General features: G+C 69.1%; 17 protein-coding genes. 3 read left to right on the top strand and 14 right to left on the bottom strand.

What is annotated here, in order from left to right:
- Positions 1-13: 13 nt before the first annotated feature.
- Positions 14-1,168 (bottom strand): aminopeptidase P family protein, encoded by a 1,155-nt coding sequence (locus GSI01S_RS02605; RefSeq protein ID WP_081598055.1) that lies wholly within the window; start codon positions 1,166-1,168, stop codon positions 14-16.
- 24 nt (positions 1,169-1,192) lie between these two features.
- On the opposite strand from GSI01S_RS02605, the gene GSI01S_RS02600 reads away from it, so the two are divergent.
- Positions 1,193-1,684 carry a B-4DMT family transporter gene (locus tag GSI01S_RS02600; RefSeq protein ID WP_006894800.1) on the top strand — a complete coding sequence of 164 codons (492 nt, stop codon included), beginning with the start codon at positions 1,193-1,195 and terminating at the stop codon, positions 1,682-1,684.
- A 350-nt stretch (positions 1,685-2,034) separates the two neighbouring features.
- Here GSI01S_RS02600 and aroB read toward each other — a convergent pair whose 3' ends face one another.
- The 11 genes from aroB to aspS form a co-directional block, all read right to left on the bottom strand.
- Positions 2,035-3,144 (bottom strand): 3-dehydroquinate synthase, encoded by a 1,110-nt coding sequence (gene aroB / locus GSI01S_RS02595; protein ID WP_006894799.1) that lies wholly within the window; start codon positions 3,142-3,144, stop codon positions 2,035-2,037.
- A 30-nt stretch (positions 3,145-3,174) separates the two neighbouring features.
- On the bottom strand, positions 3,175-3,708 hold the full coding sequence (locus tag GSI01S_RS02590) for a shikimate kinase (RefSeq protein ID WP_006894798.1): 534 nt from the start codon (positions 3,706-3,708) through the stop codon (positions 3,175-3,177).
- Complete coding sequence (gene aroC / locus GSI01S_RS02585) at positions 3,705-4,919, bottom strand: chorismate synthase (RefSeq protein ID WP_039866780.1); 1,215 nt, start codon at positions 4,917-4,919, stop codon at positions 3,705-3,707. The genes GSI01S_RS02590 and aroC overlap by 4 nt, the downstream gene beginning before the upstream one ends.
- 57 nt (positions 4,920-4,976) lie before the next feature.
- The gene (locus tag GSI01S_RS02580; protein WP_006894794.1) at positions 4,977-5,360 is read right to left on the bottom strand and encodes a prepilin peptidase; all 384 of its coding nucleotides are present in this window, start codon (positions 5,358-5,360) and stop codon (positions 4,977-4,979) included.
- 76 nt (positions 5,361-5,436) lie between these two features.
- Positions 5,437-6,282, bottom strand: coding sequence for a shikimate dehydrogenase (locus tag GSI01S_RS02575; RefSeq protein WP_006894793.1), 846 nt, complete (start codon positions 6,280-6,282; stop codon positions 5,437-5,439).
- Positions 6,279-8,168: an endolytic transglycosylase MltG gene (gene mltG, locus GSI01S_RS02570; RefSeq protein ID WP_006894792.1), complete on the bottom strand. Its 1,890-nt coding sequence runs from the start codon at positions 8,166-8,168 to the stop codon at positions 6,279-6,281. Before mltG ends, GSI01S_RS02575 begins: the two co-directional genes overlap by 4 nt.
- Before the next feature lie 30 nt (positions 8,169-8,198).
- Complete coding sequence (gene ruvX, locus GSI01S_RS02565) at positions 8,199-8,627, bottom strand: Holliday junction resolvase RuvX (RefSeq protein WP_006894791.1); 429 nt, start codon at positions 8,625-8,627, stop codon at positions 8,199-8,201.
- Positions 8,624-11,305 (bottom strand): alanine--tRNA ligase, encoded by a 2,682-nt coding sequence (gene alaS / locus GSI01S_RS02560; protein ID WP_006894790.1) that lies wholly within the window; start codon positions 11,303-11,305, stop codon positions 8,624-8,626. Before alaS ends, ruvX begins: the two co-directional genes overlap by 4 nt.
- A 66-nt stretch (positions 11,306-11,371) precedes the next feature.
- Complete coding sequence (locus GSI01S_RS02555; RefSeq protein ID WP_006894788.1) at positions 11,372-12,736, bottom strand: replication-associated recombination protein A; 1,365 nt, start codon at positions 12,734-12,736, stop codon at positions 11,372-11,374.
- Positions 12,737-12,745: 9 nt separating this feature from the next.
- A complete protein-coding gene (locus GSI01S_RS02550) occupies positions 12,746-13,891 on the bottom strand; it encodes a phosphotransferase (protein ID WP_006894787.1) in 1,146 nt (381 codons plus the stop codon).
- 7 nt (positions 13,892-13,898) lie between these two features.
- Positions 13,899-15,734 (bottom strand): aspartate--tRNA ligase, encoded by a 1,836-nt coding sequence (aspS, locus tag GSI01S_RS02545; protein WP_006894786.1) that lies wholly within the window; start codon positions 15,732-15,734, stop codon positions 13,899-13,901.
- 136 nt (positions 15,735-15,870) lie between these two features.
- On the opposite strand from aspS, the gene ypfJ reads away from it, so the two are divergent.
- The gene (ypfJ, locus tag GSI01S_RS02540) at positions 15,871-16,743 is read left to right on the top strand and encodes a KPN_02809 family neutral zinc metallopeptidase (RefSeq protein WP_039866765.1); all 873 of its coding nucleotides are present in this window, start codon (positions 15,871-15,873) and stop codon (positions 16,741-16,743) included.
- Positions 16,744-16,753: 10 nt separating this feature from the next.
- On the opposite strand, the gene hisS is transcribed toward ypfJ, so the two are convergent.
- Positions 16,754-18,019, bottom strand: coding sequence for a histidine--tRNA ligase (gene hisS, locus GSI01S_RS02535; protein WP_006894784.1), 1,266 nt, complete (start codon positions 18,017-18,019; stop codon positions 16,754-16,756).
- Positions 18,016-18,699 carry an MBL fold metallo-hydrolase gene (locus GSI01S_RS02530; protein WP_006894783.1) on the bottom strand — a complete coding sequence of 228 codons (684 nt, stop codon included), beginning with the start codon at positions 18,697-18,699 and terminating at the stop codon, positions 18,016-18,018. Before GSI01S_RS02530 ends, hisS begins: the two co-directional genes overlap by 4 nt.
- Positions 18,700-18,850: 151 nt before the next feature.
- Between GSI01S_RS02530 and GSI01S_RS02525 the strand changes: the two genes are divergently transcribed.
- Complete coding sequence (locus GSI01S_RS02525) at positions 18,851-19,780, top strand: peptidylprolyl isomerase (protein ID WP_006894782.1); 930 nt, start codon at positions 18,851-18,853, stop codon at positions 19,778-19,780.
- Positions 19,781-20,004 lie beyond the last annotated feature (224 nt).

Genomic DNA, 20,004 nt, shown 5'->3' with positions numbered 1-20,004 from the left:
TCTCCTCGGAAAGTCACAGGGCGCGGAGCGCCCTCGGGGTGGTCGTCAGCAATCGCGGTCCGGCATCGGTGACCACCAGGGTGTCTTCGATCCGCACGCCGCCGCGCCCGGGCACGTAGATCCCGGGTTCAACGGTGACCGTTGCGCCGACAGGCAGTGTACCGCTCGCGGCGGCCCCGATTCCCGGACCTTCGTGGATCTCCAACCCCACCCCGTGCCCCAGACCGTGCACGTAGTACTCGCCGTACCCCGCGTCCGCGATCACCTCGCGGGCGACGGCGTCGACCCCCGCCAGGTCGGCGCCGGGAACGAGGGCCTCGCGGCCGGCGAGCTGCGCGGCCTCGACGATCTCGTAGATCTCGCGTTGCCACGCCGCCGCGGCCCCCAGCACATACGTGCGGGTCATGTCCGAGTGATAGCCGCCGGCGACCGCGCCGAAATCCATCTTGACCAGGTCGCCGTCGGCGAGCACCGCATCGGTGGGGCGATGGTGCGGGATCGCCGAGTTCGGCCCGGCGGCGACGATCGTCTCGAAGGCGATGGCGTCGGCGCCGCGCACGTACATCTCCCACTCGAGGTCGCGCGCCACGGCGCGCTCGGTGCGGCCCGGGACGATCGCGTCGCGTTCGATCAGAGCGGCGAGGGCCTCGTCGCCGATCCGGCACGCTGACGTGATCAATTCCACTTCACCGGCGTCCTTGACCGCGCGCAGCGCTTCCACAGTTCCGCGCAGCGGGACCAGTTCCGCGCCGGCGTGCTGCGACAGGTCGGTGAACGCCGCCACCGACATCGCGTCCGCCTCGATGCCGATCCGAACGCGCGGGCGCAGGCCGGCGGCGTGCTCGACGAGGGCGCGCGGGCAGTCGCGGGCGATCAGCGCCGGCAGGTCGGGTACCTGTGCGGCCACCTGCGACACATATCTGCCGTCCGTCGAGATCGTGTCCTCGGGCCGCTCCGGCCGCTCGGCCCAGACGAGGACCGCCGCGTTGCTGCCGGTGAAACCTGTGAGGTAACGCACGTTGACCAGGTTCGACACGACGATCGCGTCCACCTGGTCCCCCGCCGCGTCGTCTCCCAATGCCCGGGACAATCGAGCGCGCCTGGCCGCGATCGTCGCGCCGGCCTCGGCGTGCGCCGGTTCTTTCCGCATGTCAGCGTTGTTGAACATGTTCCTCCCCGGTATGGTGCATCCATGAGTTCGTGGCTACTGCGTGGCGCCGTGATGTCGATTGTGCACATCGCCGCCCGAATCATTCTCGGTGTCGTCGTCATCACGGCACCTCTGTCCTCGCCACTCGGACGCTGGCTCGCGGTGATCGCCGTGGTGCTGATCGCGGTGATCTGGGGCGGATACGACGGCATCAGGGACGCCCGCGCGCACAGCGACCCCGACGACTACGAGGATCTCACGATGCGCTGGCTCAAGGTCGGCCTCGTGGCCGCCGTCGTGTCGTGCCTCGTGTGCTGGATCCTCGGAACCTTCTGGCTGAACGGTATCGGCCAGGCCTCCTTCTGGATCGAGATGACCGCCGGCGTCTCGTTCATCACCCTCATCGTCTACCTGCCGGCGTTCTTCGGCGTCAGCCTCGGGCGCTTCTTCGTCCGCCGCGACCAGCGGAAGGCCGAGTTGAAGGCGCAGGAAGCAGCAGAAGCGCAGACCGCTCAGCTGGCGACCACTGCCTGAGCATCGTCTCCACGACGGCGGGCCGGGAACCTTCGAGGTTCCCGGCCCGCTGTTGTTTGTGCTGTGAGGGGGTTTCGACTCGCTTCGCTCGCTCAACAAGCCTAAGGATCAGCCCGCTCAACCAGCCTGCCGGGCAGCCCGCTCAACCAGCCTAAGGAGCAGCCCGCTCAGCCAGCCTGAGGAGCAGCGCGCGCAATCAGCCTGCCGGGCGGCCCGCTCAACAAGCCTAAGGAGCGGCCCGCTCAACCAGCCTGCCGGGCAGCCAGCTCAGCCGGCCTGCCGGTGGGCACTTCACATCCAGGGTGGTTGAGCGAGCGGAGCGAGTCGAAATCATCCCACCCTCGAACCGCTCACAGCATGATCGGGGCGGGGCCCGAGGCTCCGCCGGAGGCGACGGCCGAGTAGGCGGCCGCGATCAGCGACGGGTCCGGAGCCTCCAGACGGCCCGGCTTCGCCAGACCGTCGAGCACCACGAATCGGAGCATGCCCGACCGGTTCTTCTTGTCGCCGGCCATCGTCTTGAGGAGTTCGCCGAGCGCGTCCTCGTCGTAGGTCGTGGGCAGACCCACGAGTTCGAGGATCCGGCGATGGCGGTCGGCGGTCTCGTCGTCGAGCCGGCCCGCGAGCCGCCCGAGTTCGGCGGCGAAGACCATGCCGACGGAGATCGCGGCCCCGTGACGCCACTTGTAGCGTTCACGGCGTTCGATCGCGTGGCCGAGCGTGTGACCGTAGTTGAGGATCTCCCGCAGTGAGGACTCCTTCAGATCCGCGGACACGACGTCGGCCTTCACCTGGACCGACCGGCGGATCAGCTCCGGCAGGACCGTCCCCTTCGGGTCGAGGGCGGCACCGGGGTCGGCTTCGATCATGTCGAGGATCACCGGATCGGCGATGAATCCGGTCTTGATGACCTCGGCGAGCCCGGCGACGACCTCGTTGTGCGGGACCGTCTCCAGCGTCGCGAGATCGATGAGCACGGCGTCGGGCTCGTGGAACGACCCGACGAGGTTCTTTCCGGCATCGGTGTTGATGCCGGTCTTGCCGCCCACCGCGGCGTCGACCATCGCCAGCAGCGTGGTCGGCACGTGGATGACGCCGATCCCCCGCATCCACGTCGCGGCCACGAAACCGGCGAGGTCGGTGGCGGCACCGCCGCCCAGGCTGATGACCTTGTCGTTGCGCATCATGCCGATGCGTCCGAAGACCTCCCAGCAGAAGGAGGCGACGGAGAGATCCTTGCCCTCCTCGGCGTCCGGGATCTCGACGCGATGCGCATCGAAGCCCTGTTCGGCCAGATACTCGCGGATCTGCTCGGCGGTGGCCTTGAGGGTCGGCTGATAGACGATCGTCACGCGATCGGCGCCCTGCGCCGCTTCGGCGACGTCGGAGAGCAGACCCCGGCCGATCGTCACGTCGTAGGGACTCGCCGCGCGGACGGCGACCTTCACCGGTTCGGTCATGCCTGATCTCCCATGTTCATTGGTCGGCGTTCATTGGTCGGCCCGCACCGCCTGCAGTCGGGCCCGGATGTCGTCGACGACAGTCTGCGGGTTCCGGGCCGCGTCCACCTCGACGGCCGCGACGGCGCGATAGGTCGGTTCTCGGCGCGACAGCAGGTCCGCATAGCGCCGACGTGGGTCGGGGTCGGCGAGCAACGGTCGGTCGGACGCAGCGACGCGCGCGAACCCGGTGTCGGCGCCGACCCTGAGATACACCACGGCGTGGCCGGCGAGCGCTTCGCGGATCGTGTCGGTCATCACCGCTCCTCCGCCCAGCGAGACCACACCGTCGAACCGGCCCAGAACGTCGGTGACGACCTCGGCCTCCAGCCGGCGGAAGGCCGGTTCGCCGTCGGCGGCGAAGATGTCCGGGATGCTTCTGCCGGAGCGGCGTTCGAGTTCGTCGTCGGTGTCGCAGAAGGCGACGCCGAGAGCGTTGGCCAGTGCGCGGCCGACGGTCGACTTGCCCGCTCCCATCGGGCCGACGAGAACCGCGGCCGGACGGCCGGTGGCCTGTGCCGTCACGACTGCGGGTGCGGCGGACGGCTCTCGATCACGTCGAGGTAGCTGCGCAGGTTGGCGGCGGTCTCGGAGACCGAGTCGCCGCCGAACTTCTCCAGCGCCGCCTGTGCCAGCACCAGCGCGACCATCGCCTCGGCGACCACACCCGCGGCGGGCACGGCGCACACGTCGCTGCGCTGGTGGATGGCGGTGGCGGGCTCGCCCGTGGTCATGTCGACGGTCGACAGCGCCCGAGGGACCGTCGAGATCGGCTTCATCGCGGCCCGGACACGGACCGACTCGCCGTTGGTCATCCCGCCTTCCAGCCCGCCCGCACGATTGGTGGAGCGAAGCACCCCATCGGCTCCGGGGACCATCTCGTCGTGGGCCTGGCTGCCGCGACGCCGCGCCGTCTCGAAGCCGTCACCGACCTCGACGCCCTTGATGGCCTGGATGCCCATCAGGGCCGCGGCCAGCCGAGCATCGAGCCTGGTCTCGCCGCTGACGTGGGAGCCGAGTCCGATCGGGACACCCGTGGCGATCACCTCGACGACGCCGCCGAGCGTGTCACCGTCGCGCTTGGCGGCCTCGATCTCGTCGATCATCGACTGCTCGGCGTCCTTGCCGAAGGCGCGGACCGGGCTCTCGTCGATCGCCGACAGATCGGCGGCGGTCGGCGCGGGACCGTCGTACGGCGTACTCGCACCGATCGAGACGACGTGCGAGACGATCTCGATGCCGAAGACCTGCCGCAGGAAGTTCCGGGCCACCGTGCCCGCGGTGACGCGCGCCGCCGTCTCCCGTGCGCTCGCCCGCTCCAGCACCGGACGGGCGTCGTCGAAGCCGTACTTCAGCATGCCGGAGTAGTCGGCGTGCCCGGGTCGCGGACGGGTCAGCGCCGCATTGCGCGCGCTGCCCTCGAGTTCCTCGGCGTCGACCGGATCGGCCGACATCACCTGTTCCCACTTGGGCCACTCGGTGTTGCCGATCTCGACGGCCACCGGGCCGCCCATCGTCAGCCCGTGGCGGACTCCGCCGATCATCGTGACCTTGTCGGCCTCGAACTTCATACGGGCGCCGCGGCCGTAGCCCAGCCGGCGGCGGGCCAGTTGTTCGGCGATGTCGGACGAGGTGATCTCCACTCCGGCGACCATCCCCTCGACGAGGGCCACCAGGGCCGGGCCATGGGATTCTCCGGCAGTTATCCAGCGCAACACAATGGTCAATTGTTCCAGAAGGGTCCACCGGCGGCACAGGCAGGCACTCCGGACGGTTCCGCCGCCGCGCACCGGTCATGTCAGCAGCAGGAAGAGGATGGTCGACGCCGCGAGGGCGGGCCCGTGCGGCAGGCTGGTCTTTCTGGCGACACCGCAGGTCACGAGGGAGATCACCGCCGCCGCCACCACGACGAGGCCGCTCACGATCGGTTCACCGACCAACGCGCCGCACGGCACGGCGAGCTTGACGTCGCCGCCACCGCAGTGTCCGCGCGCGAAGGCCAGCACATACGGCACGACGGCGACCGCCGCCGATGCTCCGACGACGGGCAGACACACCGCCACGGCGGCGGTGCCCACCATCGCAGGAACGACCAGGGAGTTCGGGATGCGCCCGGTCCGGCGGTCGATCGCGGCGACGAGCAGAAGCCAGGCGGCTGCCAGGAGTTCGGGGACCATCGCTCGAGCGTCCCCGTCCCCTGTGGACCGCGACAATCACCCGATCCACAGGCCCCGGCGCCCGACGGGGGTCGACTCAGAGCGCCAGACCGACCGCCGCAGCCATGGCGGCCTTCGGGGCAGGTCTGCCGGTGAACTGCTCCACCTGGCTGTAGGCCTGGTTCAACAACATCACCAGTCCCCCGACCACGGTGCCTCCGGCGGCGGCCGTCGCGGCGGCGAGCGGCGTCGGCCACGGGTCGTAGATCACGTCGATCAGGCGCGGCGTGGCGGTCACCGCCGGAATCAGCGCCTCGGCGGCCGGCGCCGGCACCGTCGACACGGTGACGTCGGCGGCCGCGCACGCCTGACGCACCGTCGCGCCGCCGTCGAAGGGCACCACCTCCACCGACAGGCCGAGTTGCTCGGCGAGGTCGCACGCGCCGCGCGCCCGCTGGGCACTGCGTGCGACGATCGACACCGCTGAGACGCCGGCGTCGGCCAGCGCCGCGAGCGTCGGCAGCGCGGTTCCGCCCGCGCCTATCACCACGGCTCGCGATGCCCCGGCGGGGAGTCCGGCCGCTGCCAGCGCGCCGGTCATCCCGTCCACGTCGGTGCAGTCGGCCCGCCACCCGGCGTCGGTGCGCACCAGGGTGTTGGCCGATCCGATCAATTCGGCTCGGCGCGTCCGCTCGTCGGCGAAGGCCAGCGCCGCGAGCTTGCCGGGCATGGTCACCGAGAAACCGATCCATTCGGCACCCGCGCGGGAGACACGGTCGGGAAGCTGCTCCGCCGTGGTGTCGATGGCCTCGTACGTCCAGCCTCGCAGACCCAGCGCCCGGTAGGCCGCACGGTGCAGCGCCGGGGACTTGGAGTGCGCCACCGGCGAGCCGAGCACCGCGGCCTTGCGTGGTACGGGGTCCACGGGATTCTCGCCCGTCATTCGCAGCCGGTGGTCAGGAGCTTGTTCTTGCACGCCACCTGACGGTTCTTCTTGTGCTGGTCGAAGGTCTTCGAGAACAGCGTGGTGCCCTGCTTGTCGACGGTGACGAAGTACAGCCAGTCGCCGCTGGCGGGATTCAGCGTGGCGTGGAGCGCACGCTCACCGACCGCACCGATCGGTGTGATCGGCAAGCCCTCGTGCTGGTAGGTGTTCCAGGCGTTCTCGTCCTTGTAGACGTCACCGCGCACATCGACGTCCGTGACGGCCGCGGTGTAGTTGATCGTCGAATCCATCTCCAGCCGCTGTCCGGCCTTGAGCCGGTTCAAGATCACGCGGGCGACCTTGGGGAAGTCCTCGTCCTTGTTCGCCTCGCGTTCGACGATCGACGCCGTCACCAGGTTCTGGTAGGGCGTGAGTCCGGTGTTGTTGTCGGACTGCAGGCCCCATGCCGTGAAGCGCTTGTCGGAGTTGGTGATCAGGGTGTGCAGTATCTCCACGGCGGACATCCGCGGGTCGAGATCCTCCCACGCACCCGAGGCGATGAGCCCCTCGATCCGGCGATGGTCGTTGCCGAGCCGGTTGAACGCCTCGAGCGCCCACGACGGGATGCCGAGTTCGGTGGCGCTGGCGGTCGCGGCGGCCTCCATCAGCTGATCGACGGTGACCCCGTAGGTCTGATCGTCGGTCTTCACCGTCGTCGCGTCGGCGATCCGCTGGAAGATGCCCGGCGTCGTCTTGCCGTCGACGCCCTTCTTGGTATCGAGCTGCAGACCTTCGGGCACCACCATGAAACCGACGCGATTGTCGCTGCCCTGCATCTTCTGCACCGCCGCCTCGGCCGAGATGCCCTTGGGCAGTTTGTAGAAGCCCGCGGCGACGGTGTCGTTGCCGGTGGCGTTGACGAAGGCCTTGCGGCTGCCGACAACGCCGGCGTCGGTGAGAGTGTCGCCGATGTCACGCACCGTCGCATCGCTCTGGATCTCCACCAGCGCCGAGCCGTGCCCGGTGCTGCTGTCGTAGTCGGTGCTGGAGTCGAAGACGCCGAGCGCCTTCAGCGCGATGCCCGCCAGGACCAGGATGACCACGAGGAGGATCGCCAGAACGGCGACGACCACCTTGCGGTTGCGCTTGCGGGCGGGCATCGGACGATCGACGAGATCGGCGTCCTCATCGGCGGCGCCGGCCGGCGCATAGCCCGCCGCCGCGACGTCCTGGCCCACGGTGCCCGCGGCTCGAGGGTCCGCGGACGCGTACTCGGCAGGTGCATGGTCGGCCGGCGCATACTCAGCCGATGAATAGTCGGTCGGCGCATAGTCGGTGGCGGCGTACTCCGCCGGCGGCGCGTCGTACCGGGCGTGCGATCCGGTGGTCTCGCCCGGGGTGACGTCGTCCTGCGTGACATCCAGGATGTCGAAGAGACCGGTCGGCTCGGGTTGTTGCACCGGCTGAGCCTGTGGGACCTGAGTCTGTGGGACCTCGGTCTGGGGCACCTGAGTCTGCGGGACCTGAGTCTGCTGCTCCTGCGCGTGACGTGCCGGCGGGTTCACGATCGTCGGCGGTTCCGTCGAGTGCGGCGAGGTCCGCGGTTCGGTGAAGCTCAGCCCCTCCACCTCGGTCGGGCGGTACTGGACCTGGAAGTACGGCGACGGCTCGCCGGCAGGCGGCTCCGGGGTCCGGTACTCGATCGTCGGATCCGGCAGTGAATCCCCCACCCGGACGATCGGAATGCTGCCCGTCGTCGTCGGATCACCGGGCGCACGCCGGCGGCGATGCCGGTTGCCCGACTGTCCGGCGCCCATCGACTCCGCGAAGTAGCGGCGCCGGTCTCCGTCAGACGGCAATCGTCCGCCGGATCCTTCGCTGCGCGGGTCGTCCTGGTCAGACACTTGAGAGATTCCTCCTCGTCGGCTGGCGGCTCATCGTTGCGCGTCGAGCCATCCCTGAAGGATAGCGACAGCCGCAGCCTGATCCACGACGGCACGCGCGTCTTTCGCTTTCACTCCCGACGCACGCAGCGCAGCAGTCGCAGTGACTGTGGTGAGCCTCTCGTCGTAGAACTCGATCGCGACTCCGTCGGCTTCGGCCGCCAGTTGACGTCCGAAATACCGCGCGGCACGGACCGCCGGTCCCTCTTCGCCGCGCAGTGTCCGCGGCAGGCCGATCACCACGCCGATCGCCTCGTACTCGGCGATGATCTCCACGATCCGCGCCACGTCGGAACCGTCCTTGGCGCGCCGGACCGTCTCGACCGGGGTCGCCAGGATTCCGTCGGGGTCGCACACCGCGACCCCGACGCGCACGCTTCCCACGTCGATGGCGATGCGGCGTCCGCGAGGTGAGATCACCGGCCGCCGACGACCTCGCGCAGCCGCGCCAGAGCGGCGTCGATGCCCGCGGCGTCGGTGCCCGAGCCCTGTGCCAGGTCCGGCTTGCCGCCGCCCCGGCCCGACACCAGCGGTGCCAGTTCCTTCACGAGGTCGCCCGCCTTGACACCGGCCGCGCGCGCGGCGTCGGTGGTGCCGATCGCGAACGGGACCTTGCCGTCGGCCGACGAGAAGAGTGCGACAACCGCATTGCGGTCGGCGACGCGGCCACGGAGGTCGGTCACCAGTCCGCGCAGGCCGTTCGCGTCCACACCGTCCGCGACGCGGGCCGCCACGAGCAGCGTGTCACCGACGGTGACGGCCTCGTCGATCAGGCCCGCGACCGCTGCCCGGGACTGCTCCGCCCGCAGTGCCGCGACGGTCTTCTCGGCCTCCTTGAGCTTCAGGACCAACTGCTCGACCCGATCGGGCACCTCCTCGGAGGGCACCTTGAGGGACGCGGCCAGGCCGGCCATCAGGGCACGCTCCCGCGAGAGGTAGCGGAAGGAGTCCATGCCGACGTATGCCTCGACGCGGCGCGTGCCCGACCCGACCGACGACTCGCCGATCACCGTGATCGGACCGATCTGCGCCGAGCTCGCCACATGGGTGCCGCCGCAGAGTTCCATCGAGAACGGTCCGCCGATCTCGACCACCCGGACGCGGTCACCGTAGTTCTCGCCGAACAGCGCCATGGCCCCCATCGCCTTGGCCTTCGCCAGATCGGTCTCGAAGGTGTTCACCGCGTAGTTGGCTTCCACCGCCTGGTTGGCGATCCGCTCGATCTCCTCGCGCTGAGCGTCCGTGAGCCCACTGCCTGCATGGAAGTCGAAACGCAGGTAACCCGGACGGTTCAGCGAACCGGCCTGGGTGGCGGTGGGACCGAGGACCTCCCGCAGTGCGGCGTGCACCATGTGCGTCCCCGAATGCCCCTGAGTGGCGCCGTGACGCCAGCCCGCGTCCACCGCGGCGAGCACCTCGTCGCCCTCGACGATCTCGCCCTCGTCGACCACCACCCGGTGCAGCCACACCTTCTTGCCGACCTTCTGGACGTCTCGGACGGCCAGCCGCACACCGTCTCCGGTGGTGATCGTTCCCCGGTCGGCCATCTGGCCGCCCGACTCGGCGTAGAGGGGGCTGCGGTCGAGGATCAGTTCCAGTTCGGTGCCGGGGGCGGCGGACCGGACACGCTGACCGTCGGCCACCAGGCCCAGTACGCGAGCCTCCGACACCAGTTCGTCGAAACCGGTGAACTCGGTGGGTCCGCGGTCGAGGAACTCGCGGTACACCGACTGGTCGGCGTGCGACGACTTGCGCGCACTCGCATCGGCCTTCGCGCGGCGGCGCTGCTCGCCCATCAGCTCGGAGAAGCCCTCGCGGTCCACCTCCAGACCCGCTTCGGCCGCCATCTCCAGGGTCAGGTCGATCGGGAAGCCGTAGGTGTCGTGGAGGGTGAAGGCGTCGCTGCCGCTGATCGAGGTGCTTCCGGCCCTCTTGGTGGCATCGGCCGCCTCCGAGAACAGCTTGGAGCCCGCTGCCAGCGTCCGGGCGAAGGTGGTCTCCTCGGCCACCGCGACCGACAGGATGTGGGCCCGCTGCTGCTCCAATTCGGGGTACGACGGGCTCATCACATCGATCACTTCGGCGATGATCCGCTCCATCGTGGCCTCGCCGCCGCCGGTGGTGCCCGACCCCAGCAGCCGCATGGACCGCACGATGCGACGCAGCAGTCGGCGCAGCACGTACCCGCGACCGTCGTTCGCGGGAACCACACCGTCGCCGATCAGCATCGCCGCGGTGCGGGCGTGGTCGGCGACCACGCGGAAGCGGACGTCGTCCTCGTGCTTGCCCGCTCCGTACTCGCGGCCGGTGAGGCGGGACGCGAGGTCGATGATCGGCTTGAGCAGGTCGGTCTCGTAAACGTTGTCGACGCCCTGCAGCAGGCAGGCGACCCGCTCGATGCCCATGCCGGTGTCGATGTTCTTCTTCGGCAGCGGACCGAGGATCTCGTAGTCGTCCTTGCTGGTGCCCTCACCGCGTTCGTTCTGCATGAAGACGAGATTCCAGATCTCGATGTACCGGTCCTCGTCGGCCTCGGGACCGCCTTCGACGCCGTACTCGGGACCGCGGTCGTAGAAGATCTCCGAACACGGACCGCACGGTCCGGGCACGCCCATCGACCAGTAGTTGTCGGCCATGCCGCGCCGCTGGATCCGTTCGGACGGCACGCCGATCTCGTCGCGCCAGATGCTCTCGGCCTCGTCGTCGTCGAGGTACACCGTCGGCCACAGCCGCGTCGGGTCGATGCCGTACCCGCCGTCCTCGACCGAATTGGTCAGCAGTTCCCACGCGAACCGGATCGCCTCGCGCTTGAAGTAGTCGCCGAAGGAGAAGTTGCCCGCCATCTGGAAGAAGGTGTTGTGGCGGGTGGTGATCCCGACCTCTTCGATGTCGAGGGTGCGCACGCACTTCTGCACGCTCGTCGCGCGGGTGTACGGCGGTGTCTGGTCGCCGAGGAAGAAGGGCTTGAAAGGCACCATGCCGGCGTTGACGAACAGAAGGTTCGGATCGTCCAGAATCAGCGAGGCGCTCGGCACCTCGGTGTGTCCGGCGCGGATGAAGTGATCCAGGAATCGCTTCCGGATTTCATGCGTCTGCACTGCGGCGGTGTCCTTCGTAGAAGTCGGGCAGAGAATCAACAGTCGAGTTTACGCCCCACCGGCGCGTCACCTGCGGGAGCGCCCCCGGGAAGTGAGCCCGCGCACGATGGAGCGCAGACGACCCACGCGCGGGGCGAGTTCCCGTTCGAATCCGTGGTCGGTCGGCTCGTAGTAGTCGACGCCGACGAGCGCGTCCGGTGCGTACTGCTGCGCCAGCACCCCGTCGGGGTCGTCGTGCGGGAACCGGTATCCGATCGCGTTGCCCAACTTCTTGGCTCCCGCGTAATGACCGTCGCGCAGGTGCGGCGGGACGGCGCCGGCCTTGCCCGCCGCCACATCGGTCATCGCCTTCCCCAGCGCCGAAGTCACCGCACCGGACTTCGGCGCGGTCGCCAGATGGACGGTGGCCTGGGCCAACGCGAGCTGCGCCTCGGGCATCCCAACCATCTGCACGACCTGCGCGGCGGCGACCGCCGCCTGCAGCGCCGTCGGGTCGGCCATGCCGATGTCCTCACTGGCGTGGATCATCAATCGCCGCGCGATGAATCGGGGATCCTCCCCCGCGGTGATCATCCTCGCCAGATAGTGCAGCGCGGCGTCGACATCCGATCCGCGGATCGACTTGATGAAGGCACTCGTGACGTCGTAGTGCTGATCGCCGTCGCGGTCGTAGCGGACCGCGGCGCGGTCGATGGCGGCCTCCACGTCGGCGACCTCGATCACATCGCCGGCCTCGGCCGCGTCCGCGCTCGCCTCCAGTGCGGTCAGCGCGCGCCGCGCGTCACCGCCCGCCACCGCGACCAGGTGGTCGAGCGCCTCGTCGGACAGTTCCACGGAGCCGTCGAGGCCGCGCGGATCGGCGACGGCCCGGCGCAGCACGGTCTCGACGTCGTCGTCGGTCAGCGACCGCAACTGGAGCACCAGCGACCGCGACAACAGCGGCGCGACCACCGAGAACGACGGATTCTCCGTGGTCGCCGCCACCAGCAGCACGATCCGGTTCTCCACGGCGTCGAGGAGCGCGTCCTGCTGAGTCTTCGAGAACCGGTGGACCTCGTCGATGAACAGCACCGTCTGCTGTCCGTGCGCCAGCCGTCGCCGGGCCATGTCGATGACGGCACGGACTTCCTTGACGCCCGACGAGAGTGCCGAGAGCGCCTCGAAACGACCGCCGGTGGCCTGGCTGATGAGCGAGGCCATCGTGGTCTTGCCGGTGCCGGGCGGACCGTAGAGCAGTACCGACGCGGCACCCGAACCGGCGATCAGCCGCCGCAGCGGCGAACGCCCGCCGAGCAGATGTTCCTGGCCGACGATCTCATCGAGCGACGCCGGACGCATCCGGACGGCGAGCGGCGGCGCGGGCCGACCGGCCGCACCGGACTCGACCGCGTCACCGGAATCGTCCGGTGTCCCGAACAGACCGTCGTCCACAGCTCCCGATCACCCGAACCAGTAGATCCGCAGGGCCTCTTGCATCCGGTCCGCGGCGTCGATGAACTCGCCGCCGACGTCGTACGAGTCCCCCGAATCGGCGAGGTCGGCCCACCGGGACAGCACCACGCGCGCGTCCGTGGTGTGCAGCGCCCAGTCGTGTCCGCTGGAGTCGCCGCGGATGAGCCAGTAGGTGGACAGCCACACCCACAGCGCACGCGCGTGGAAGATCCGTTCGGCGAGGCCGCGATCGCTGATCGACGGCCACAGCGGCTTCACCTCGCCGCGCCAGGCGTCCGCGAGGGACTTCTCCAACTCGAGCCGCTCGGGCACCACATCGACGGCGAGCCGGGCCGGGAAGGTCGCGAGCGCGTACGCCACATCGAGTGCCGCATCGCGGAACTCGCCCCACTCGTAATCCATGAACTGGACGCCGTCACCGTTGATGAGAATGTTCTCCGGGCCGACGTCGGCCGGACTGAACGCCCGGAAGTCCCCTTCGTCGAACAGCCGCAGGCTGTTCTCGAGCGTCTCGCGGGCGCCTGCCGGCAACTCGACGTCGATGCGTTCGAGAATCTGCTCATACGCGTCCACCGAGGCCGCGGCCTCGTCGACGATGCCGCCGTCGGAGGCGAAGATGCGCGAGGCGGTGCCGCCGCGGTCCTTGCCGCTGATGTGCATCAGGGTGCGGAAGTCCTCTTCGCCCCCGAGAGTGGCGGCGTGCATCCGGCCGAGCGCCTGCCCCCACGCGCTCACACCCCGTTCCACCTCGTCGGCGTCGTTGGAGCCGAGCAGTTCCACCATCGGCCGGCCGTGGCCGAGGTCGGTGAGCACCAGAATGCGCGCCTCCAGTTCGGAGGCGAGGAGCTGGGGCCCGGGCCGCGAACGGGTGGGCAGCGCCGTGGCATAACGGTAGGACGCGATCTCGCGGAGCACCTGCGACGCGGGAGTCTGCTGGTCGAAGGCCTTGACGACGACGGTTCGGTCCAGCGACACCGGGTTGTCGAGCACGCGGGCCCGGATGACGGTGGACCGCCCGGTCCCGCCGAGGTCCTCGGGTCCGTCGAGCCGCACCGCGGTGCCCGCGCGCTTGGCGAGGACGCCTTCGGCGGCCTCCAGAACTGACGTGATCCGTTCGTCAGCGATTACAGTCATGGCTTCCTCAGGCTTCGGACGCCTTCGTTCCGGCGGCCGCACCGGCCTCGTCCACCTTCTTCTTGTCCGAGTTGTTCTCCGGCTTCTGCGGCTTCGCGTCGATGCCGGTCTCCTTGCGCTGCTCGGGAGTGATCGGCGCCGGAGCGTCGGTCAGCGGGTCGATGCCGCCTCCCGACTTCGGGAAGGCGATCACCTCGCGGATCGACGGCTCGCCGGCGAGCAGTGCGGTGATCCGGTCCCAGCCGAAGGCGATGCCGCCGTGCGGCGGCGCACCGTACGAGAAGGCGTCGAGCAGGAAGCCGAACTTCTCCTGCGCGTCCTCCTCGCTGATGCCCATGATCTTGAAGACACGCTCCTGCACATCGCGACGATGGATGCGGATCGAACCGCCGCCGATCTCGTTGCCGTTGCAGACGATGTCGTAGGCGTAGGCCAGCGCCTCGCCGGGGTTCGATTCGAGCAGATCCATCGACTCGGGCTTCGGCGAGGTGAAGGCGTGGTGGACGGCAGTCCACGCGCCCGTCCCCACCGCGACGTCGCCGGCGGCCGTGGCGTCGTCGGCCGGCTCGAACAGCGGGGCGTCGACGACCCAGGTGAACGCCCAGTCGCCGTCCTTGATGAGCCCGAGCTTCTCGGCGATCTCACCGCGGGCCGCGCCCAGCAGCGCCCGCGAGCTCTTGACCGCACCGGCCGCGAAGAAGACGCAGTCGCCCGGCTGGGCTCCGACGTGAGCCGCCAGACCTTCGCGCTCGGCGTCGGAGATGTTCTTCGAGACCGGCCCCGTGAGGCTGCCGTCCTCCTGGACCAGCACGTACGCCAGGCCGCGGGCGCCGCGCTGCTTGGCCCACTCCTGCCAGGCGTCGAGCTGCCTGCGCGGCTGCGACGCGCCGCCGGGCATCACCACGGCGCCGACGTACGGCGCCTGGAAGACGCGGAACGGGGTGTCGGCGAAGAACTCGGTGCACTCGACGAGTTCGATGTCGAAGCGCAGATCGGGCTTGTCGCTGCCGAAGCGCCGCATGGCGTCCGCGTACGTCATCCGCGGGATCGGCGTGGTGATCTCGACGCCGATCAGCTTCCACAGCGCCGCGAGGATCTCCTCGGCGAGGGCGATCACGTCGTCCTCGTCGACGAAGCTCATCTCGATGTCGAGCTGGGTGAACTCCGGCTGCCGGTCGGCGCGGAAGTCCTCGTCCCGGTAGCAGCGTGCGATCTGGTAGTACCGCTCCATGCCCGCGACCATCAGCAACTGCTTGAACAGCTGCGGGCTCTGCGGCAGTGCGTAGAACGATCCCGGCTGCAGTCGCGCGGGCACGAGGAAGTCGCGGGCGCCCTCGGGTGTCGACCGGGTCAGCGTCGGCGTCTCGATCTCGACGAAGTCGTGCGCACCCAGCACCGACCGCGCCGCCGCACTCACCTGCGAGCGCAGCCGGATGGCCTTCGCCGGTCCCTCGCGGCGCAGATCGAGGTAGCGATGGCGCAGTCGCGCCTCCTCGCCGGGCTGCTCGTCGAGCTGGAACGGGAGCGGAGCCGACTCGTTGAGGACCACGAGTTCGCGGGCGTTGATCTCGATCGCACCGGAGGCGAGCGAGGCGTTCTCGCTGCCTTCCGGCCGGACCTCCACCTCGCCGGTGACCTGGACGCAGTACTCGGCGCGCAGCCGATGAGCCGCTTCGGCGACCTGTTCGTCGCGGAAGACCACCTGCACCAGACCGGACGAGTCACGCAGATCGATGAAGACGACTCCACCGTGGTCGCGCCGGCGCGCCACCCATCCGACGACGGTGACGGTCTGCGAGGCGTCCTCACGACGCAACGATCCGGCGAAATGAGTGCGGAGCACTGGGTTCCTTCCTTCTGCGCAGCACAGAGCTGCCAGGGTTCACGCTGTTCCAGCCGATTCTACGGACCCCCACCGACAAAGCGACAGTCGCATCGACGTCACGGCCGGCCGCCGATGTCGCGGCTACTGTAAGCCCATGACGTTTCGAGGGAGCGGCCCGCTCGAGGGCGGGAATGTCAGCGCCGGCGGCTCGGGAGGAGGCGGCGGGCGCATGGTCGTCGGGGGCGCGGCCGGCATCGTCGTGGCGATCGTGGCGCTGCTGTTCGGTATCAACCCCGGGGACATTCTCGGCGGAGGCTCGGACTCGTCGTCGAACCAGCAGGTCGCCGGTTCGGGCGCCGGTTCGAACAACGCCGAGATGCAGCGCCATCTCGACAGTTGCACCGTCGAGATGGCCAACACCGACGACGCGTGCCGCATCAAAGCCACGACGATCAGCCTCGACAAGGTGTGGTCGAACCTGATGCCGGGCTACACCCAGCCCAAGACGGTGGTCTTCAGCGGCAGCGTGAACACGGCGTGCGGCGCCGCGTCGTCGGCGATGGGGCCGTTCTACTGTCCGGGCGACGAGACCGCCTACTTCGATCCGTCGTTCTTCGCCGACCTCAAGAGGATGGGCGGGTCCGACGGTCCGCTGGCCCAGGAGTACGTCGTCGCGCACGAGTTCGGCCATCACGTCGAGAACCTGACCGGCGTGCTGGCGAAGGGGCAGCGCATGGGCAACGCCGGCTCGGTGCGCATCGAACTCCAGGCCGACTGCCTCGCGGGTGTGTGGGCACATCATGCCGACAAGGGTCCCGACGCAATGCTGGAACCGCTGTCCGACGAGCAGATCGAGACCGTGATCCAGAGCGCCAAGGCCATCGGCGACGACACCATCCAGGGCTCGCGCTCCAACCCGGAGAGCTGGACGCACGGTTCGGCGGCGCAGCGCGTCCGCTGGTTCAAGATCGGCTACGACGGCGGCGACGCCCGCCGGTGCGACACCTTCGCGACCAACGACCTCTGATCGCGCCGGCTCAGGCCAGCGCGGCGACCACCGACGCGACCGCGTCGTCCAGGCCGATCCGGCGCTGTTCGCCATTCGACAGATCCTTGAGCTCGATCGTGCGCTCCTCGAGTTCGCGATCACCGAGAACCAGGGCGAGGCGGGCCCCCGAGCGGTCGGCCGCCTTCATCGCGCCCTTCAGCCCGCGATCACCGTAGGCGAGGTCGACGCTGACGCCCGCGGCACGCAACTGCGCTGCGAGCGAGACCAACTCACTCTTGGCCGCGGTTCCGAGGGGAACGCCGAATACCTGAACCCGGCCTTCGCCGGCCACCGAGACGCCTTCGGCCTCCAGCGCCAGCACCGTCCGGTCCACGCCGATCCCGAAACCGATGCCCGAGAGATCCTGCTTGCCTCCCACCTGACGCATCAGACCGTCGTAGCGCCCACCGCCGCCGATCCCCGACTGCGCGCCGAGACCGTCGTGGACGAACTCGAAGGTGGTCTTGGTGTAGTAGTCCAGCCCGCGCACCAGGCGCGGATTGATCACGTACTCGACGCCCAGCCGGTCGAGGTGACCCCGGACCTGCTCGAAGTGATCGCGTGCCGAGTCGCTCAGGTGGTCGAGCATCAGCGGCGCGCTCGCGGTCGCCTCCTTGATCTCCGGCCGCTTGTCGTCGAGCACGCGCAACGGATTGATCTCCGCTCTCGCGCGCGTCGCCTCGTCGAGGTCGAGACCGAACAGGAACTGCTGCAACGCTTCCCGGTACTGCGGGCGGCAGGTGTCGTCGCCCAGCGAAGTGAGTTCGAGTCGGTAGCCGGACAGACCGAGACGCTTGTATCCCTCGTCGGCCACCGCGATCACCTCGGCGTCGAGCGCGGGGTCGTCGACGCCGATGGCCTCGATCCCGACCTGCTGGAGCTGGCGGTAGCGGCCGGCCTGCGGCCGCTCATACCGGAAGAAGGGGCCCGCGTAGCAGAGCTTGACCGGGAGCTGGCCGCGATCGAGACCGTGCTGGATCACCGCGCGCATGACGCCCGCCGTGCCCTCCGGACGCAGCGTCACCGAGCGGCCGCCGCGATCGGCGAAGGTGTACATCTCCTTGCTGACGACGTCGGTCGACTCGCCGACGCCGCGGGCGAAGAGCGCGGTGTCCTCGAAGATCGGCAGTTCGATGTGCCCGTAGCCCGCGCGGTGCGCCGCGCCGGTCAGTGCGTTCCGTACCGCGAGGAAGTCCGCCGAGGCCGGCGGGAAGTAGTCGGGGATGCCTTTCGGCGCCGCAAATTCTCCACTCACAGTCCGAAACGTCCTTTCTTGTTCGCATCGGGAAGATCGAGCAGGAACGGGTTGGAGGCCCGCTCGGCTCCGATCGTGGTCTGGGGTCCGTGACCCGGGAGGATCACGACGTCGTCGCCGCGCACCATCAGCTTGTCCGCGATCGACTCGAGCAGCGTGCGGTGGCTGCCGCCGGGCAGGTCGGTCCGGCCGATCGACCCATTGAACAGTACGTCGCCGGAGAAGCAGACCTCACCCGAGTCCGGCGTCAGCAGCACACTGCCCAGCGAGTGCCCGGGCGCGTGGTCCACCGACCATCGGATTCCCGCCGCGTCCACGTCCTCGCCGTCGACGAACTCGATGACCTTCTCCGGTTCGTCGAAGGTCATGTCGCCGATCATCGACGAGAGCGCGCTGCCCAGGCCCATGCCGGGATCGGTCAGCATCGGGCGGTCGTCGGCGTGGATGTACACCGGGATCGAATACTCGTCGGCGAGTTCGGCGGCATTCCAGGTGTGGTCGAGATGACCGTGGGTCAGGAAGACGGCCACCGGCGTCAGGTCGTATTCGGCGAGCGCCGCGCGAACCTGGGGCGCCGCGTCCTGGCCCGGATCGATGATGACCGCGTCGCTTCCCCGGTCCTCGGCGACCAGATAGCAGTTGGTCTGGAACATGCCCGCGGGGAATCCGGCGATCAGCACGGTGGCACACCTCCTCGTCAACGCCCGGCGATCTGCAGGGCGACACGTCGGAGTCCATTGTCTCATCGGCCCCGAAGACCGCTGCGATAGCATGGGGCGCGCTGCCGTGACAGTGCTCAGTCCCACATGCCGCACAGGAGGTTCCACCAGCGTGTCGTCCAACGAAGAGCGTCGCGACGCTGCCCGCCGCAAGCTGGAAGAGCGGCTCGAGAGCGAGCGCCGTGCCGCACGGCAGCGGCGGATCACGATCATCTCAGTGTGCAGCGTGGTGGTGCTGGCCGCGGTCGCCGTCGGCGGCTACTTCTACTACCGGCATTGGGACGACCAGCGGCACACCGAATGCACGTACACCAAGACGCCCAACGATCTGGACCAGCAGCTCAAGTCGCTCGAAGAGCAGCTCAAGACCGCGCCGGCCGATCAGAAGGCCAAGGGCGAGCAGTACATCGCATTCATGCGCGAGGGTGCAGGCAAGCTGCGCACCTCCCCGATGCCGGAGAGCCGGACGCTCAACACCGGCACCGTCGGATGGACGCTGGACACCAACCTCGGACAGGTGCCGATCACCCTGGACCGCTCCGAGGCGCCGTGCAATGTGAACGCGATCGTCTCGCTCTCCGACAACCACTACTACGACGGCACCGACTGCCACCGGCTCGCGCAGAGCGATCAGCTCCACATCCTGCAGTGCGGCGACCCGACGCGCACCGGCGCCGGCGCCCCCGGCTGGAGCAGTCCCGACGAGAACCCCACGAACCTTAAAGAGGGCGAGATCAGCCCGCAGATGTTGCAGATGGGCATGACTCCCCCGGTGGTCTACCCGCGCGGCACCGTCGCGATCGCGAACCGGAACGACGAACAGAACGGCGTCGCCAACACCGGCAGCGCCCAGTTCTTCATCGTGACCAAGGACACCCAGCTCACCCCGACCCTCGCCGTGGTCGGCAAGGTCGACGACGCCGGCATGAAGATCATCGACAAGGTGGTCGCGGGCGGCATCGATCCGGGTCCGATCGGCACCGACACCAACGGTTTCCCGAAGACCCCGCTGCAGATCAAGTCGACTTCGATCACCGAATAGCCCGAGCACGAGTGCCCCTGCTCCCCGGCTCGTCGAGCCAAGGGAGCGACGCGACACGGCGCATCGAGACACACCCGCGCGATCTCGATACGCTCCGTCGCTGCGCTCCTCCGCTACTCGATAACCCTGTTATCCAGGCCCGTCGAGAAAGCCGAGGGAAGCAAAGCGACACGGGCACATCGAGACCCACCCGCAATCTCGACACGCTCCGTCGCTCCGCTGCG

It is taken from the genome of Gordonia sihwensis NBRC 108236 (assembly GCF_000333035.1).
Classification (GTDB): Bacteria; Actinomycetota; Actinomycetes; order Mycobacteriales; family Mycobacteriaceae; genus Gordonia; species Gordonia sihwensis.
Note: the sequence above shows the minus strand (reverse complement) of the source record. Positions and strands in the feature narration are given on the sequence as shown.